The organism is Rhodococcus yunnanensis NBRC 103083, from assembly GCF_001895005.1.
Taxonomy (GTDB): domain Bacteria; phylum Actinomycetota; class Actinomycetes; order Mycobacteriales; family Mycobacteriaceae; genus Rhodococcoides; species Rhodococcoides yunnanense.
In genome coordinates this window covers 126,600-143,441 of the sequence record NZ_BCXH01000015.1, presented here as the reverse complement: position 1 = coordinate 143,441, position 16,842 = coordinate 126,600, and the positions used below count along the sequence as shown (strand labels likewise).

Below are 16,842 nucleotides of genomic sequence, written 5' to 3'. Positions count from 1 at the left end.
GAGGTTCGTGCCGGAAAGGTCAGGCCGTGAATGTTGCAGAAACGTCGCCGATTCCGGAGATCGAGGCCGCGTACGTCGAGCCGGGAGTGACCGCGACCATGGGGCCGAGGGCGCCGGAGAGGATCACTTCACCGGCGCGCAGCGGCGACCCGTAGGACAAGCAGGTGTTGGCCAACCACACCAGTGCCTCCCAGGGGCTTCCGAGACAGTCCGACCCTTTGCCTGCGGAAACCTGCACGCCGTCCGCGGTCATGGTCATGACCACCTCGGCGAGATTGGGTGCATCTACGCGAGAGATGCTCTCGCCCAGCACATACAGGCCGGAGGAGGCATTGTCGGCGACGGTGTCGGCAAGGCTGATGTCCCATCCCGCGATGCGGCTGTCGACGATTTCGAACGAGGCAAAGACGTGGTCGACGAACGACGGCGCCTGTGCTGCGGTGATCGGCTCGTCGATATTCGAGGAGAGGACGAACGCGACTTCTGCTTCGATGCGAGGTTGCAGCAACCGCGTCGAGTCCACTGCGTCGTCGCCCGAGACGTCGAAGTCGTCGAGCAGGACACCGAAGTCCGGCTGATTCACCCCGAGCTGATTCTGCACGGCCGGGGAGGTCAGTCCGATCTTGCGGCCGACGACTGTGCGGCCGGATGCGAGCAGTGCATCGATGTTGCGTGACTGGATGCGGTAACCGGCATCGATGTCCTCACGTCCGATGAGATCGCGGACCGGAGCGCAGGGCGTGGCCGTTCTCGCGGCGTCGGCCAGACGGTCGGCCGCTTCGCTGATCGTGTGCTGTTCCACAGTGGTCATGATGTGCACGCTATTCCCGCTTCGGCGATACCGATAGGATCTGTCCCATGAAACGGGATACGCTGTCGGTGCTGCAGCGCTCGGCGCTTGTGTTGAACGTGTTTCCCGGAGGATCCGCGTTGACGCTGGCAGAAGTGTCCACTCGCACGGGATTGCCGCGGTCGACCACACACAGACTACTGGTCGATCTGGCCGATCTCGGGTGGCTTTCGCGCCGCGGAAACACCTTCGAGCTCGGCATGGCGTTGTTCGAACTGGGGGAACGAGTCGGGCTCAAACACCGATTGCGCACCGCCGCGGTGCCGTTCATGCAGGATCTGTTCGCGGTAACCGAACAGACCGTGCATCTCGCAGTTCGCGACGGACACGACGCGGTGTACGTGGAGAAGATTCATGGCCACTCCTCTCTGCCTCTGCCGTCGCAGATCGGCGGCAGGTTGCCACTGACCTGCACTGCGGTAGGGAAGGCGCTGCTGGCACCGGAATCCCCTGCGGTGCAGGAAGAAATCCTGTCCCGCCCCTTGCGCCGGTACACCCCGCGGTCCATCACCGACCCCAAAGCGTTGGCCCGCGAACTGGATTCGATTCGACGCACCGGCATCGCAATCGAACGCGAGGAAGCCACCGTCGGTGGGTGCTGCCTCGCGTCACCGGTGATGCTTGCCGGTGAACCCATTGCGGCACTGTCGGTGTCGGTACCCAAGGAGCAATTCGCGCCGGAACTACTCGCCCCTGCGGTCCGCACGGCAGCGCTGGCCTTGGGACGGGTGCTCGCCCGCACTTCTGCCGAGCAGCCTGGGGATCGACCCGCGTAGGCTGCCCGGCTCGACAGTGTCATACCGTGTCCATCTCTGCAGGCCCTGCGGCGGCGGATCGAGAGATCGATCGAATCCAGTCCCTGATCTGGTGTCGATCGCACCTGAACCGACTCATCGGTTTGAAACGCGTGGATCCGAGGTAGCCGGTTGTGGTCACATCCCTCGACAGGGGTGGAGCGGCCGCCGACCAGGCGGTTGCCCGACACCCATTCGGACGGATTCAGGCTTCATGGAAACTTCGCTTCTCGTCGGCTTCATAGGTGTCGCCTTGGTCGCATACCTTGTGCCCGGACCCGACTGGCTCATCGTGCTCAAAGGCGCCACCGCAGGCCCTCGGCGCGGCGCGGTGACCGGACTCGGCTCACAGACCGGCCTCCTCGTGCACGGGCTCTTGGCCACTATGGGAGTCTCGGCGTTGATTGCCGCAGCCCCTGGGGCACTGATCGTCATCCAGGTCCTCGGGGCCCTCTATCTGCTGTACCTCGCGATCACCGGCCTCATGGGAGGCACCGACGAGGGCTCTGCTGCCCCGGTCGGTTGGCGAGAAGGGTTCATCACCAATATCACCAATCCGAAAGTCATCGTCTTCTTCGTGGCCATCGCACCCCAGTTCGTCGGCTCGGGCCAACCGATCTGGCTGCAGATGTTTATCCTCACCCTGCTCGACGTCATCATCGGAATCCTCTGGTGGACCCTGCTCGCTTGCGCTCTCAGCCCCCTGGTCACCCGAATCGGAATCGGCCGAATCAACGTCGTTGCGTCGGTGCTTCTCACCGTCGTGGCTCTCGGTTTGCTCGCGGTCACCGCCGCCGAACACCTCTGACCTCGTCGGTCTCAGCGGCGCCGTCAGCGACCGGCGGGGATGCCGGACAGTTTCCTGGCATTGCCGCTGCCGATATCGATGTCCTCGTTGCCCCGATACCTCGTGGAAAACACTCTTGCACAGTAGTGCTCGGCCATGGACAGCCAGGATGGTCTTCCGCTCGGTCGCGGGCGGAACCGCACACCTCGTCTGCAACGTAAGGGGTCGATGTAGAGAATGGCACCATCGTCTACACCCCACTGTAGATTTACCCATTCATTCGGCCGCGCGAGCACTGGCATCGCAAGTAGCGCACTCCACGCTGCGCGCCAAAATGTCCTCACCCAGCCCCGTTCGACGCGTCCGCGAATACCGAATCCGCAACATCGACTATGCCTGGGCCGGAAGCCGCGGCCGACACTGTTCAGTGTCAGCCGCGGCCGCAGAGCGCATTTCTGTAGGGAAGACTTGCTCCAATTCTTCAGTGGGGCAGCCGGCCTCGAAACTTGCGAAGCACTCGGTGCGATCAGTTTCGCTGACGGTCGTATGTAAATTCAACCGACATCGCGGCGCCAAGCCTTTGCGACGCCGTTCGATCAGCCTTCGGCCAACCGCACGGGAATTGCACGGTCACAAGCGCGGTCAGGCACGTTCGGCCTCGATTTGCTCGAGCGGTTTACCGACCGTGTCAGGCATGAAAACGAACCCGATGAGTCCGCCGACGGCAACGAAGCCTGCCAACAGCCAAGCGACAGGCTCTATCCCAGCACTCGCTAGCGCGGGCACGAAGAAGCTCCAGATTCCGAGTGCCGTGCGAGCGATTCCGAAGGTGAAACCTTGTGCGGTACCACGGAGCATCGTGGGGAACAGCTCTTGACTGAATACTTTGTATGTCGCCTCGCCTGCGGTAGCGGTGCCGATTGCGAGTAGCGAAAGATGCAGGATCACCGTGGGAATGGTGAATGGGAGGACCAGGAAGCTGACATAGGCGAGAACTTGGAGAGTCGCACCGACTCCCCACATGGTCCGACGGGCCATGAAGCTGCGGTCACTGAAGCGCATGAACAGGAGCACTACGGCGAATATGCCGATCACGAATCCACCGCATGACAGGGCAACGCTCGTGGCTTGGGAGGTGGCGCCGATCGTGCGGACGATGTACGGGGTGAACGTTCCGTTGGTTCCGGCTGCAAGGCCCATGAAAAGGTAGATCGCCCCGGTATACGCGAGTGCCTTGAGATTGTTTCCCCTGAACAGTGCGGAGAAGTTGCGATCAACCTTGACGTTGGAGCTGGCTTCCTTCCAGCGGACGGATTCGGACATCCCTCGGCGAAGGGCCCACGTGATCAAAGCGACAACAGCCAAGTGCAGGAAGACGATTCGGATGCCGAGTAGCCCGAATGGACTCAAAGCAAGCGCGAGCAGCAGAACGATGATGGGTCCGAGTTTCCAGGCAACTTGGGTGAGCCCGAGGAGTTTGCCTCGTCCTCGAGCTGGCGCGTACTCGCCTACCAGCGCAAGTGAGGTCGGTACGTCGGCTCCGACTGCAAGGCCGACGACGAATGCTCCGGCAAAGAGCATCGCCGGGTGAACGGCCAGGGCGATTACGATGATGGCGGCAGCGTAAACCAACAGATCCCACTTGTAGATCCGTTTGCGGCCGAGCTTGTCGCCGAGGCGGCCACCAACGAAGGCACCGATCGCGCATCCGACCGCGTTGGGGCCGATCGCAGCGAGCAGGCCGACAACTGTATTCGACAACCCCATCTCGGATTTGAAGAGCGCAAGCCCTGATCCCAGGGCGACAATGGCGCCGGCGTCCAGGTATGAAGCCATCCCCGCGAGCGAAGTCCACTTCCATTGCTGGCGAGTGATGGCTTCGTGCTGGTCAGATATGGCGGGGGCAGTGCGTGAAGTCATGGAATTCTCCTTGGACACTACGAGCGAGGGGCCGGAGAGGAGTGGTTCAGAACACCACTGAGCGGCGAGTGAGAGTCATCTCACTTACATACAACCTCTTGTATCCAAGGTTTGTCAACAAGTAATTCAGGAACATAGTGGCGCCGGCCACCTCCTCACCGCCAAACCGCAACGACCTTGCGGGTAGGCCGTTGATCGCCGGAGGCGAAGAGTTCGGGCGAGCGCGCACGGATGCTCTCGATGTCGGTGAAGACGGTTCGGAGATGGGTACGTAAGGCTGCAGTGGCACGTTCGGCATCGCCGTCTGCTAGTGCATCGACGACCACTTCGTGCTCGCCTGCAAGCGATTGCAGCGAACGTTCGCTCATCATGCCGAGGCGTCGAGCGCGGTCCAGGTGAGCTTTCGCGGCCTCGACTGTGCGCCATGCTCTTTCGTGCCCGCCTGCAGTCAGGAGCGCGTGGTGGAATAGCTCGTCGAGCTCGAAGAACGCGTTGACGCTCTCGGCTTTCCTCTGCGCCGCAATCAAGTCCCGTAATGCGCCGAGCTGGTCGGCATCGACCAACCGGGCTGCATCCGGCAGCGAAGCGAGTTCGACGGCCTCCCGAATGAACTGCGCGTCCGCGACTCGCTGGGGATCGATCCTCGCAACGAACGAGCCCAACTTCGGAAAGATGTGTACCAGACCCTCCTCGGAGAGCAGGATTAGACCCTCGCGCACAGGCGTCCGACTGACCGACAGTTGCGCGGCCAACTCATTTTCCGACAACGAGGCTCCTGGCTCGGATTCAAGGGTCACGATCCGTCTGCGGAGCTCCTCGTAGACCCGGGAACGGCTCGAGATCGGAGGGTTGGGCTTCTCGCTCATGTCAACAGCGTAATCGATAGGACTCTTGTTGACAGATCATACATTCATGTTCTTGTATGTAAGCAATTGTCCGCCGTTCACAGCCCTCCCAGGAGGCTCAGGATGCCCTCTACCGTCGCGGTCACACCGCCCCCACCGACCGCACTGCGGTTCGAACACTACGAAGCCGGCTTCGGCATCGGAACCGCCAGGCCCAGGTTGAGTTGGCAACTACCTGCGTCCGCGCCGACGGCAGTTACGGCAGCCGAAATCGAGCTCGTCGACACCACGGCAGGTGTGACGTCCACAGCTCTGCTCGGGAACGACGAGCAAATACTTGTTCCCTGGCCGTTCCCGCCACTGACCTCTCGGTTCCGCGGAACGGTACGGGTGCGAGTAGAACTCGACGGGCTTTGGTCCGAATGGAGTACGGCGGCAGCACTCGAGACCTCCCTACTCGATCACAGCGATTGGACTGCTCGCTTCATCTCACCGAAGACGATCGGTCAGATCGGAGACGCTGCCCCGATCGTGCAAGGCCACGTCGAATTGCCGGGAAACATCATCTCAGCGCGTCTTCACGTCACTGCCCATGGTCTGGCTCTGACCAGTATCAACGGAGTCCCAATCGGTGACAGCCATCTCGACCCGGGATGGACGTCCTATGCCGCCCGGCTACGTTTCCGCACCCACGACGTCACCAACCTGGTCCGACCTGGGGACAACAAGATAGACATCCTGCTCGGCAACGGATGGTTCCGCGGCCGGCTCTGGCATACCCGAGCCCACTACGGCACCCGGCTTGCTGCTCTCGCCCAACTCGAAGTCACCCACGCCGACGGGACGAAGACGGTCTTCGGCACCGATCCGACATGGACGGCACGACCATCCGGAGTATTGACCGACGATCTCTACGACGGTCAAACTACCGACCTTCGGTTCGATGAGGCAGCAGCGACAGAGGAGTCGGTGGAGGTCGTCGAGGAGGATTTCGCTCGGCTTGTCACCGGCGACGGTCCACCCATCAGAGCGATCGCCACCGTGCCGGCCCGCGCCGTCAGCCGTTCGCCATCCGGTCAGCTGCTCGTCGACTTCGGAATCAACGTCGTCGGATGGGTGCGGCTCGTCGTTCGAAACGGCCGGGCCGGAAGCCGTGTCGTGATCCGGCATGCCGAAGTCCTCGAACACGGCGAATTGGGGGTTCGTCCGCTGCGGACGGCCCGCAATACCGATGAATACATACTCTCTGGCAAGGCGGCAGAGGTATGTGAGCCAGCCTTGACATTCCACGGGTTCCGGTATGCCCAGATCGGCGGAGTCGGTGACCTCGATCCAACCGACATCAAGGCCGTCGTGTTGAGTTCCGATCTGCGCGAGACCGGATGGTTTTCCTGCTCGGAGCCCGAGGTCACCGCTCTTCACGAGAACATTCGCAGGAGCATGCGCGGCAACTTCCTCGACGTCCCCACCGACTGTCCACAGCGCGACGAGCGACTCGGGTGGACCGGTGATATCCAGGTCTTCGCCCCCACTGCAGCATTCCTGGCTGACAGCGCCGGATTCCTGACCTCTTGGCTCGCCGACCTGGCAGCCGACCAACTGCCCGATGGCACCGTGCCCTGGGTCGTACCGAACGTGCGCTTCGAGTACGACGCTACTGCCGCATGGGGTGACGCCGCGGTCATAGTGCCTTGGACGCTGTACCAGCGCTACGGTGACACTGCGATCCTCGCCCGTCAGTTCGAGAGTATGTGTGCTTGGGTCGACCGCGTCGCCGACCTCGCCGGCCCAAATCACCTGTGGACCGGCGGGTTTCAGTTCGGTGACTGGCTGGATCCGACAGCTCCGTCCCACTCCCCCTGGATCGCCAAGACCGACGCCGAAATGATTGCCACCGCCCATCTCGCCCGTTCGGCGGCTCTCCTCGCCCGCTCCGCTGCTGTCATCGACCGGCCCGCCGACGCCGACCGGTACGCCGCGCTGGCCGAGGCCACTCGGGAAGCGTTCGCACGTGAGTACGTCACCGCGTCGGGGCGGATGGTCAGCGACGCTCCCACCGCGTACGCACTGGCACTGACGTGGGATCTACTGACCGACCCTGTGCAGCGCGAACACGCCGGACGCAGGCTCGCAGACCTCGTTCGCGCAGCATCGTTTCGGATCGAGACAGGGTTCGTCGGAACTCCACTGATCACCGAGGCTCTTGTGCTGGCAGGCCATCCGGAGGTCGCGTACCGAATGTTGCTCGAACGCGGATGCCCATCATGGCTGTACCCCCTGACCATGGGAGCGACCACCATCTGGGAACGCTGGGACAGCATGCTTCCCGACGGGACCATCAATCCCGGCCAGATGACATCGTTCAACCACTACGCCCTCGGCGCCGTCGCAGACTTCCTACACCGCTCGATCGCAGGACTCGCTCCCGCTGCCCCTGGCTACCGGACAATCGAGATCCGGCCGGTCCCCGGCCGCGGTCTGACCCAAGCTTCCGCTCGGCACGAGACCCCGTACGGAACTGCCGCCGTGTCCTGGATACGACAAGACGGGCTATTGACCATCATCAGCGAAATACCCTCCGGCACTGACGCTGTCGTCTACCTTCCCGGGCATGTGCACCCGATCCGGGTCGGCTCCGGACGGCACCGGTGGGAGGTCACCGACCCGGTCACACCACCTCGCAGCATTCGCACCGTCCGCGACGTCCTTGACGACGAGTCCCTGTGGAACGCTGTCACCGCCGCCGCCATCAGCGCGGGAATGGTCACCGACCCCGTGCAGGCGGCTACCCGCCTTGGTCCATTCTTCGACCTTCCACCGGCCACACTCCCCGCTGCCCTCACCCGCGGGTTCCGCGAGGAACACGAGCAGAGCTACCAGCACCTGACCGAGCTCCTCGACCATCACACTCGGACGGAGTCCCCGTGACAGTCCCCGCTTGTACTTCGACTACTCACTTGGACCTGTCCGCCGATCACGCTTCGGTGCTGTACGGTCCCCGCGACGTGCGGGCGGAGCAGATCGCCCGCGACACCGTCGGCAACGGGCAGGTTCGCATCAGCGTGAGCTCGGTGGGGCTCTGCGGGTCCGATGTCCACTACTTCACCGACGGCCGCAACGGCGGCAAAACCGTCTCGACTCCGACGGTACTCGGACACGAGGGCTTCGGAACGATCATCGAAGTCGGAACGGGTGTCCCCGAAAGCCGTCTAGGACAACGTGTCGCCGTCGAGCCGGCGACCCCATGCCTGAACTGCCAGACCTGTTTCGCAGGCCGGTACAACATCTGTCCACACGGAACCTGCCTCGGTTCACCGCCCACCCATGGGCTGCTGCGGAGCACTGCCGTGATTCCTTCTATGTTCGCCCACCCTCTCCCACCACAGATCCGAAACCGGGAAGCCACCCTCATCGAACCGCTTGCCGTCGCATGCTGGGCGGTCGAACGAGCTGGTTCGCTGACCGGCAAAACAGTCCTCGTCACCGGCGCAGGACCGATCGGGCTGCTTGTCGTCCAAGCAGCCCACGCTGCAGGTGCCGCCGAGGTCCTGGTCACGGACGTGTCACCGTCGCGCCTCGCCGCCGCCCGCGCACTCGGCGCCACAACCCTCTCCGCCGACAGCAGCGAGGTCAGCACTGTCGGCGCTGACGCCGCACTCGAATGTTCAGGCTCGGAATCGGCCATCCGCACCGCCACACGCGCACTCCGCCCCGGCGGAGTACTGGTCCTCGTCGGTGTCTGCGGTGCCGTCGATCCGGGCTTCCCCGTCGAGTACGTCCAAAGCTGCGAACTCGACGTTCGCGGATGCTTCCGCTACGGACCTGGTGCGTTCACCACTGCTATCGCCTGGGCCGCCGACAAGCGCGTCGATTTGTCGCCCCTCGTTACCTCGCGCTTTTCACTCGACCACGCAACCGATGCACTCGAGACAGCGTCGTCGGATCGGTCCCAACTCAAAGTCGTCATCGACGTTTCGCCGTTAGAGGAGTACGCATGAAGATAACCGACGCCACGGTCATCGTGACCGCGCCAGGCCGCAATTACGTCACGTTGAAGATCACCACCGACGAGGGGCTGATCGGATGGGGCGACGCCACGCTCAACGGACGTGAGCTCGCCGTCGCCTCCTACCTCAGCGACCACATCTGCCCGCAGCTCATCGGCCGCGATCCACACCGCATCGAAGACATTTGGCAGTACCTGTACAAGGGCGCGTACTGGCGCCGCGGACCGGTCACCATGACTGCGATCGCAGCCGTCGACGTCGCACTGTGGGACATCAAAGGCAAGGCAGCAGGCTTGCCCGTCTACCAGCTGCTCGGCGGTGCTGCCCGCGACGGTGTCATGATCTACGGCCATGCCTCAGGAAACAGCATCGACGCGATGCTCGACGACTTCGACAGCTACCTCGCCCGCGGATACCGTGCGGTCCGGGCCCAGTGCGCCGTTCCCGGCATGGGCACCGTTTACGGGGTCAACAAGGGCGGGGCGGGGCTCTACGAACCGGCCGCGGGTCACCTCCCGCCCCAGGAAAGCTGGGAGACCGGTCCGTATCTGCGCTTCGCCCCGAAAATGCTCGGTGCGGTGCGCGAGAAGTTCGGCTTCGACGTCCATTTGCTACACGACGTCCATCACCGACTCAGTCCTATCGAAGCAGGGTGCCTGGGCAAGGACCTCGAAGAACATCGTCTGTTTTGGATGGAAGACGCCACTCCCGCAGAAGATCAGGACGCCTTTCGGCTCATTCGCCAACACACCACCACCCCGTTGGCGGTCGGCGAAATCTTCAACTCGATCTGGGACTGCCAGCATCTCATCACCGGGCGGCTCATCGACTACATACGTACTTCGGTCTCCCACGCAGGCGGCATCACACATTTGCGCAAGATCTTCTCCCTCGCCGAACTGTACGGCGTGCGTTCCGGATCGCATGGCGCCGGTGATCTGTCACCGGTCTCCTTCGCTGCGGCATTGCATGTGGACATGGCGATCCCCAACTTCGGAATGCAGGAATTCATGGGACACCTCGAGCCTGCCAATGAGGTTTTCCGGACCAACTGGACCTTCAGCGACGGACTGATGCATCCCGGTGATGCACCCGGGCTCGGCATCGATGTCGACGAGGAGGCGGCCGCTCGATACCCGTACAACCCGAAGAGTCTGCCGGTCAACCGGCGGACCGATGGAACGGTCCACGACTGGTGACCGACACCGATGGGAAGTTCGACCTTCTCGGTGAGCCACGGATCGAGAAGCAGCAAATCTGTTCTGCCCGAACAGGTTCTGGCGTTTCACCCTTGACATCCAGGGAACGACCGACTTCATTGCTCGCGACCACAAGAGTGGTGGATGCATGCGGCATCACTCGGCTGTCAAGGCCAGCGCGTGCGAGGGCAGTCGACGACACCCGCTTCGCACCGAATCTCCGGACGCGGCAATGTTTCACACTTCTCGGAAGTGAATCCTCCCGTCTTGACCCCCGTGAAATATTGTGCGCCGCCGCTCAATCAAGTCCGGGCGCTTCTTTCCTTGCCGCCAGTAGGAACGGTGGCATCGCCGCGCTCCCCCGGGACGCACACGCCGCAAATACCGAGGTGTCGACATGAACAACCTGAACTCCCGCAATCACGGCACCACTTCGCCCCCCGCCCCGGACCCCCGACACCTACTCGTGGGACAAGTACATCTCGGACTCGGCGCATTCCACCGCGCACACCAGGCGGTGTACACCGAAGATGCCATGCGGCACACCGGAGCGCCGGAATGGGGGATCGCGGCCTTTACCCAACGCAGCGGAACAGCCGCCGCACGTTTGGCACAGCAGGACGGTCTCTACACAGTCATCGAACGCGGCATCGGCGCTGCACCACCTCGAACCGTCGGAGTGTTGAAAGAAGTACACGACGGTTCGGCCGACCCTGTCGCACTTGTGAACCGGATCTGTGATCCCGAGGTGCACGTGGTGACGATGACCGTCACCGAGAAGGGCTACCGGCACGACCCCGTCACCCGCACGCTCCGATACGACGACCCCGAGGTCCACGCCGATCTGATCGGCCGACCACCTCGTACCATCCCTGCCGTACTGGCTCACGCAATCGCGCGTCGCGCCATCGACGGTGCTCATCCACTGACAGTTCTGTCCTGCGACAATTTACCCCACAACGGCGCGCTGCTGAAGGGTCTCGTACGACAGTTCGCTGACGCGGCGAATCTGACCGCAGCCCTCGATGCACTCGATGCTCCAGGGATGGTGTCCTTTCCGTCGAGTGTTGTCGACCGCATCGTGCCAGCGACCACACATCACGATATCGACGAGCTGGCAGTAGTTCTCGGCAGGCGCGACAACGCACCCGTGATCTGCGAGCCATTCAGCCAATGGGTCATCGAAGACCGCTTCGCCGGACCAACGCCCGCATGGTCTGCGGTGGGAGCGCTGATCGTCGACGATGCCGCACCTTGGGAACAGCTGAAGCTTCGGATGCTCAACGCAGCGCACTCGACCCTGGCGTACCTGGGATTGCGTTTCGGATATCGATCGATCGCCGATGCAGTCCGCGATCCAGAACTCGCCGCGGTATGTAACCGATTGTTCACTGAAGACGTGGCTCCTGCGATATCCACACCAGCCGGAACCGACGTAGTCGCATATGGGCAAGCGGTACTGACACGATTCTCGAACAGGGCTCTGCCTCACACCACCACCCAGGTCGCTGCAGATGGCTCGCAGAAGATCGGGCCCAGACTGCTCAGCACCATATCTGCCTGCGCCGCTCGAGGAACAGTTGCTCGATGGGCGATTCTCGGTGTCGCCGGGTGGGCTCTCCACGTGATCAAACCCATCGACGAACACGGCAAACCAGTCGAGCTGGCGGACCACCGTGCAGACGAGTTGCGCAGCGTCGCCTCAGGCGCGAGCCTAGCTGAGGCCGTTGGTCGACTGATGTCCGATCCGACCATCGTCGGCACGGATCTCGCCCAAGACACAGCTTTCGTTGCTCTGGTCGTGGACTACTCCGTCGCACTGGACCGGTACGGACTCGAAGCAGTGCGCGCAGAACTGCGCAATTGACAACCGCGCCCGTCGTCTGGCAGGAGCTTGGGACACGCACGGTCGTCGAGCATGCCGGGTGGATTGTGAAACGGTCCGCCAGTACGTCGAGGCAGCGCGATCGGCTGGGTTGTAGAAAACCGACAGCGCTGTGACCGTCGACGATGACTTGATCGCGGCGGTGGTCGACACTGTTCGCCTTGGCCGGCCACACGGTCACGCGCGGCATGGGAGCAGCTCGTGCCCCATGAAGAGCAGATCAGCACGGCGGAGGTGATGGTGAACAGAAGCCGATCACCATCACCAAAATCGAGGTCCTGCTTGCCTGTAAGAATTGCAGGGTGCGGTTTCGGACACAAAACCAACCGCCCGTGTCGCCGACGGTGACCCGGAGTTCGAACGCCTCGTCGACTTCGGATACCTGGGGATGCTCGGCGACTCGCCTGGTTGCGCAACCACAGCAGGCCACTGATCGCGCCTATCGCACTGCACTGGCCATTCGACGGGATCGGTGCACTTGCCTACATCAGCCGAGCACCCACTCGTCGGGTGCGAAGAGTTCGCAGTGCACACGGGATGGATCGACTGCGCGCTCGGTCAGTTGTGCACGAACGGCTTGGACGAAACCGCTGCTGCCGCATACGTAGATCGCGGCGTCCGCGGGGATCGCGGCATCGGAAACGTCCATCCGCCCGCGATGCGCCGTCACGACCTCGCCCGGTTGGTCGTACCAGAGTTCGAGTACGGCGTTCGGCAACGCGTCGACGAGTTGCTGCTGTCGTTCGCGGAGTGGGTGAGTGGCCGGCGAGCTGTCCGCATGCAGGACCGTCACTGCGCAGTCCGACGCCCATCGATGGAGGTGCTCGAGGATCCCGTTCATCGGGGTGATGCCGATGCCGGCCGAGATCAATACCACCGGCCCGGTGCCGATGTCTGAGGTCGGCAGGTCACCGAACGGGAGGCTGACATCGAGGATGTCACCGGGGCGCACGTGGGCTGCGACCCACGTCGACACCTCGCCGGCCGGGCATCCACCCGACGCCGCGACCGGCTTGACCGCGAAAGTCAGTTCGTTGTCGTCGACGACTGTCACGAGGCTGTACTGGCGAATCTGCCGGGCGCCGTCGGGCATGATCGCTCCCACCGAGACATATCGAGCCGGCTGACGCGGATCGGTCAAGCGCCAGTCGGCGACAACACTCAAAACGACTGTGCCCGAGGGATCGTCGACGCGCCGCGTCACCGTAGCCCGGTGAAATACCTGCCCCGACGTGACTCCGGCGGCTGCGGACAGTCGACGCTCCAGATCGATGAGAACGTCGGCCATCATCCAATAGACGCGATCCCAGGCAGCAGCGACCTCCGCAGTGACGGTCTCGGCCCCGAGTACCTCGACGATGGCGGCGAACAGGTGCTCGTGCACGATGTCGTACTGCTCGGCCGTGATCCCGAGCGACGCATGCTTGTGCCCGATCCGCGAGAGCATGTCGGCCGGATGCGGTAAATCCGGGTCGACGAGATGAGAGGCGAACGTTGCGATCGACGCCGCGAGCGCGCGTTGCTGCGCACCCTGGGCTTGATTGCCACGATTGAACAGATTGCGCAGGAGCTCGGGGTGGGCTTCGAACAGACCGGAGTAGAAGGTGCGCGTGATGGTATCGATGTTGGCGCCGACCAATGGCAGAGTCGAGCGGATCACGTCGGCATGCTCGGTTTCCAGCTCGGCATGGACCGTGGTGGGACTGGCTATGGACATGGGTGTTCCCTTCGTTGGAGCTCGGGCGACTACTTGGGTGACGTGATGGTCAGTTGCAGAAGCGGCGATGTAGCCAGGTCGTCGATCGTGTGTCGATCGAGTTCGGAGTAGAACGCTTCTTTCGCGTCGTCGAGGGCGCGGCGCAGCCTGCATGCGGCGATGAGTGGACACGGTCGGTCACCGATGCAGTCGACGACTTCCCGATCGTTCTCGAGCTGCCGGATCAACGTGCCCACTCGCATCGATCGTCCGTGTTCGGTAAGGAAAAGACCACCGCTGCGTCCGCGCACCGCGCGCACGCACTGGAGTCCGACCAATCGCGTTACCGCTTTGGCCACATGATGTTCCGACGCGTTCACGTGGACTGCGATGGAACCGGTCGTGACCCTCCGGTCGGGACCGGCAGAGGCCAGCAACATCATCGCCCGCAGGGCCAGATCGCTGAAACGAGTCAGTTGCATGGACCCGACGGTAGTTTAATCCGTATGCGGTATGCGAATTAATGACGGTGCGTTCAAACACCACGTTTCGTGCGGCTTTTCGACCAGCACTTATGCGTCTGTAGACGCAAGTACGAGTCGCTGGCTGGCCGCATAGGTCCGTCGGGGCCTATCCGACCGCGGCACCGACTGAGCCAAGGCTTCGGTCGCTGTTCGACGCCGGCGGTCCTACAGAATTCGGTTTTCAACACTCACGTCGGGCAAAATCCCTGGGGTGGTGGACATTCGGTGAGGAACTCGCGCCGATTCGGCGCAAGCGCGGGCCCCAGTTCAGGCCAAGCGTCGCGCTGACCATTGAGCCAGATCCGCCTCCAGCAATGCCGGGTCGCGTCGGGGTGGGGTCTCGTCGAGGATCTCGAGTCGTCTGATTCGTTCGATACGAAACCCTCGTACCGCGTCACGGAGCCGGCACCACCCCGTCAGCAGCCACGTGTCGGCCGCACGCAGGAGCCCCTGTGGCTCGACGTCGCGGACGGTGATCGACGACCTATCCGGGCCTGCATCCGAGACATCACCCACGTAGCCAAGCCTCAGCACGCGTCGCGCTGCGATCGCTGTGGACAGGATGTCCAGAGACACCGCATCGCTTTCCGGAGGAACGGCGTCGATGACGTGCATCGCGCCGAGGAGTTCCTGAACGCGCGCGCGATGCGCATCCTGCATTACCGCAGCGACCTTGGCATGTGCTCGGACAGCTGCGCCTCGGTAGGGAGAAGATTCGAGGAGAGCAAGCCCCGCGAGCACTGCCAACGACTCGACTTCGGAAAGGTTCAACGGCGGTAGCGAGTACTCACCGAGTACCGAATATCCACCAGCAGCGCCATGATCCGCGTAGATGGGGACCCCGGAGACTTGCAGTGAGGCAATGTCGCGCTCGATAGTGCGGGAGGACACTCCGAACTCCCGTGCGAGCCGAGCAGCGGACCACGGGCGGTGCGCTCCGCGGAGCACGTCCACCAAGGCGTACTGCCGCTCGGCTCGCTTCATGGAATCATCTTCTCAGGCAGGACCGACATGTCAGGAGCGCATGCTTCGCTGCCCGCCGACCGACCAGACCCGACTCACCCGGCCGTCGTCGTCGAAATCGAACACGTCGACGCCGCCCGCCCGCTGCCCGCCCACCTCCACATCCCACAGCAGTCGGCCGTGAATGCCATCGATCGCGTCATCGATCTTGGTGAAAACGACGCCTGGATTCCGGTCGTGCCACCAGTCGAGGTACTTCGAGAAGTCTTCGGCAGTACGGATGCCGTCGGCAGGGGTCGATCCGTCGGGTTCGGTGACGGCAAAGTGGATGCGGAAGTCGTCAGCGCAGATTCGGCATGAAAGACTGCCGTCGGAATTCCACATTGCCAGCCACGTGTCCAGGGCTTGTCGCGCAGAGAATGTGTGGGCGATGGTGAGTTTTTCATCAGTCATGAGACAACCATCGCCCCACTCCGCGACAGCTGTATGTCGGAGTTCCCATCCCGATCTACTACTCCGCGTGGTCCGTGCTGTATGCCAAGTCACGGCCGGCCTCGAAATCGTTGCGCAGACTTTCCAGCTTTGCGGTTGCGTAGGCATACGAGTCGGAACCGAGGAGTTGATGCAACGGGCCATCGCCGGCCACTGCAATCTCGACGATTGCGTCTGCGCCTTTGGCGGGGTCACCGAGCTGACCACCATGTAGCGCGAGATGCGTTTCCAGTGTCTCCTTGATCGGCGCATAGGCGTCGTTCAGCGCACTCGGTGTAGCAAGCGAGTCGGTGTTCAGGAAGTCCGTCCGGAAATATCCTGGTTCGATCAGCGAGACCTTGATTCCCAAACTTGCCACCTCCTGCGCGAGGGCATCACTGAGGCCTTCGAGCGCGAACTTGGTGGCGTTGTACAGCCCCCATCCTGGCCCCGCGACAAGACCGAACACCGACGACACATTCATGATGTGTCCACTACCCTGCGAGCGAAGAATTGGCAGCGTTGCACGCAGCACGTTCCACACCCCGAAAACGTTGACATCGAACATTGCCCGGGACTCAGCCTCGCTCGTGTCTTCGACGGAGCCGATCAGGCCATACCCTGCGTTGTTGACAACAACATCGAGTCGCCCGAACCGATCCACCGTCCTGGCAACGCTGTCGGACACCGAGTCCTGGTCGTTCAGGTCGACATTCAGGGCAAGCAGGCGCTGAGTATCGACGTCGCCGAGGGCCTCGGCAAGTCGTCCCGGCGAGCGCGTGGTGGCGGTGACGTTCTCGCCGCGTGCGAGAAGTTTCTTGACGAGTTCCAGGCCAAGTCCACGGGATGTTCCCGTGACGTACCAGGTAGCGGGTGTGTTTGTCGGGTAGGACACGGCACT

At 62.9% G+C, this 16,842-nt stretch carries 14 protein-coding genes; 6 read left to right on the top strand and 8 right to left on the bottom strand.

Features of this window, described 5'->3' with window-relative positions; genetic code table 11:
* Window positions 1-19: 19 nt before the first annotated feature.
* Complete coding sequence (locus RY1_RS21710; protein WP_072806154.1) at window positions 20-811, bottom strand: 2-keto-4-pentenoate hydratase; 792 nt, start codon at window positions 809-811, stop codon at window positions 20-22.
* 47 nt (window positions 812-858) lie between these two features.
* Between RY1_RS21710 and RY1_RS21705 the strand changes: the two genes are divergently transcribed.
* Both RY1_RS21705 and RY1_RS21700 read left to right on the top strand, forming a co-directional pair.
* Window positions 859-1,626, top strand: a complete 768-nt coding sequence (locus RY1_RS21705; RefSeq protein ID WP_084727690.1) for an IclR family transcriptional regulator — start codon at window positions 859-861, stop codon at window positions 1,624-1,626.
* A gap of 232 nt (window positions 1,627-1,858) precedes the next feature.
* On the top strand, window positions 1,859-2,452 hold the full coding sequence (locus RY1_RS21700; RefSeq protein ID WP_072806109.1) for a LysE family translocator: 594 nt from the start codon (window positions 1,859-1,861) through the stop codon (window positions 2,450-2,452).
* Window positions 2,453-3,073: 621 nt separating this feature from the next.
* On the opposite strand, the gene RY1_RS21695 is transcribed toward RY1_RS21700, so the two are convergent.
* Window positions 3,074-4,351, bottom strand: coding sequence for an MFS transporter (locus tag RY1_RS21695; RefSeq protein WP_072806152.1), 1,278 nt, complete (start codon window positions 4,349-4,351; stop codon window positions 3,074-3,076).
* 155 nt (window positions 4,352-4,506) lie between these two features.
* Entirely contained in the window at window positions 4,507-5,217 is a 711-nt protein-coding gene (locus RY1_RS21690) for a GntR family transcriptional regulator (RefSeq protein ID WP_072806108.1), read from the bottom strand.
* A 102-nt stretch (window positions 5,218-5,319) separates the two neighbouring features.
* Here RY1_RS21690 and RY1_RS21685 point away from each other — a divergent pair, with 102 nt between their 5' ends.
* The 4 genes from RY1_RS21685 (at window position 5,320) to RY1_RS21670 (ending at window position 12,269) form a co-directional block, all read left to right on the top strand.
* Window positions 5,320-8,124 (top strand): alpha-L-rhamnosidase, encoded by a 2,805-nt coding sequence (locus RY1_RS21685; RefSeq protein ID WP_072806107.1) that lies wholly within the window; start codon window positions 5,320-5,322, stop codon window positions 8,122-8,124.
* Window positions 8,121-9,194 carry a zinc-binding dehydrogenase gene (locus RY1_RS21680; protein WP_245819847.1) on the top strand — a complete coding sequence of 358 codons (1,074 nt, stop codon included), beginning with the start codon at window positions 8,121-8,123 and terminating at the stop codon, window positions 9,192-9,194. Before RY1_RS21685 ends, RY1_RS21680 begins: the two co-directional genes overlap by 4 nt.
* Window positions 9,191-10,402 (top strand): D-mannonate dehydratase ManD, encoded by a 1,212-nt coding sequence (gene manD, locus RY1_RS21675; RefSeq protein ID WP_072806106.1) that lies wholly within the window; start codon window positions 9,191-9,193, stop codon window positions 10,400-10,402. The genes RY1_RS21680 and manD overlap by 4 nt, the downstream gene beginning before the upstream one ends.
* 397 nt (window positions 10,403-10,799) lie before the next feature.
* The gene (locus RY1_RS21670; RefSeq protein ID WP_072806105.1) at window positions 10,800-12,269 is read left to right on the top strand and encodes a mannitol dehydrogenase family protein; all 1,470 of its coding nucleotides are present in this window, start codon (window positions 10,800-10,802) and stop codon (window positions 12,267-12,269) included.
* A 505-nt stretch (window positions 12,270-12,774) separates the two neighbouring features.
* Here the strand turns inward: RY1_RS21670 and RY1_RS21665 are convergent.
* The 5 genes from RY1_RS21665 to RY1_RS21645 form a co-directional block, all read right to left on the bottom strand.
* The gene (locus RY1_RS21665; RefSeq protein ID WP_072806104.1) at window positions 12,775-14,004 is read right to left on the bottom strand and encodes a globin domain-containing protein; all 1,230 of its coding nucleotides are present in this window, start codon (window positions 14,002-14,004) and stop codon (window positions 12,775-12,777) included.
* A 29-nt stretch (window positions 14,005-14,033) separates the two neighbouring features.
* Window positions 14,034-14,465: an RrF2 family transcriptional regulator gene (locus RY1_RS21660; protein WP_072806103.1), complete on the bottom strand. Its 432-nt coding sequence runs from the start codon at window positions 14,463-14,465 to the stop codon at window positions 14,034-14,036.
* A gap of 309 nt (window positions 14,466-14,774) precedes the next feature.
* Window positions 14,775-15,491, bottom strand: coding sequence for a helix-turn-helix transcriptional regulator (locus RY1_RS21655; protein ID WP_072806102.1), 717 nt, complete (start codon window positions 15,489-15,491; stop codon window positions 14,775-14,777).
* A gap of 30 nt (window positions 15,492-15,521) precedes the next feature.
* Entirely contained in the window at window positions 15,522-15,923 is a 402-nt protein-coding gene (locus tag RY1_RS21650) for a hypothetical protein (RefSeq protein WP_072806101.1), read from the bottom strand.
* A gap of 58 nt (window positions 15,924-15,981) precedes the next feature.
* On the bottom strand, window positions 15,982-16,836 hold the full coding sequence (locus RY1_RS21645) for an SDR family NAD(P)-dependent oxidoreductase (protein ID WP_072806100.1): 855 nt from the start codon (window positions 16,834-16,836) through the stop codon (window positions 15,982-15,984).
* Window positions 16,837-16,842 lie beyond the last annotated feature (6 nt).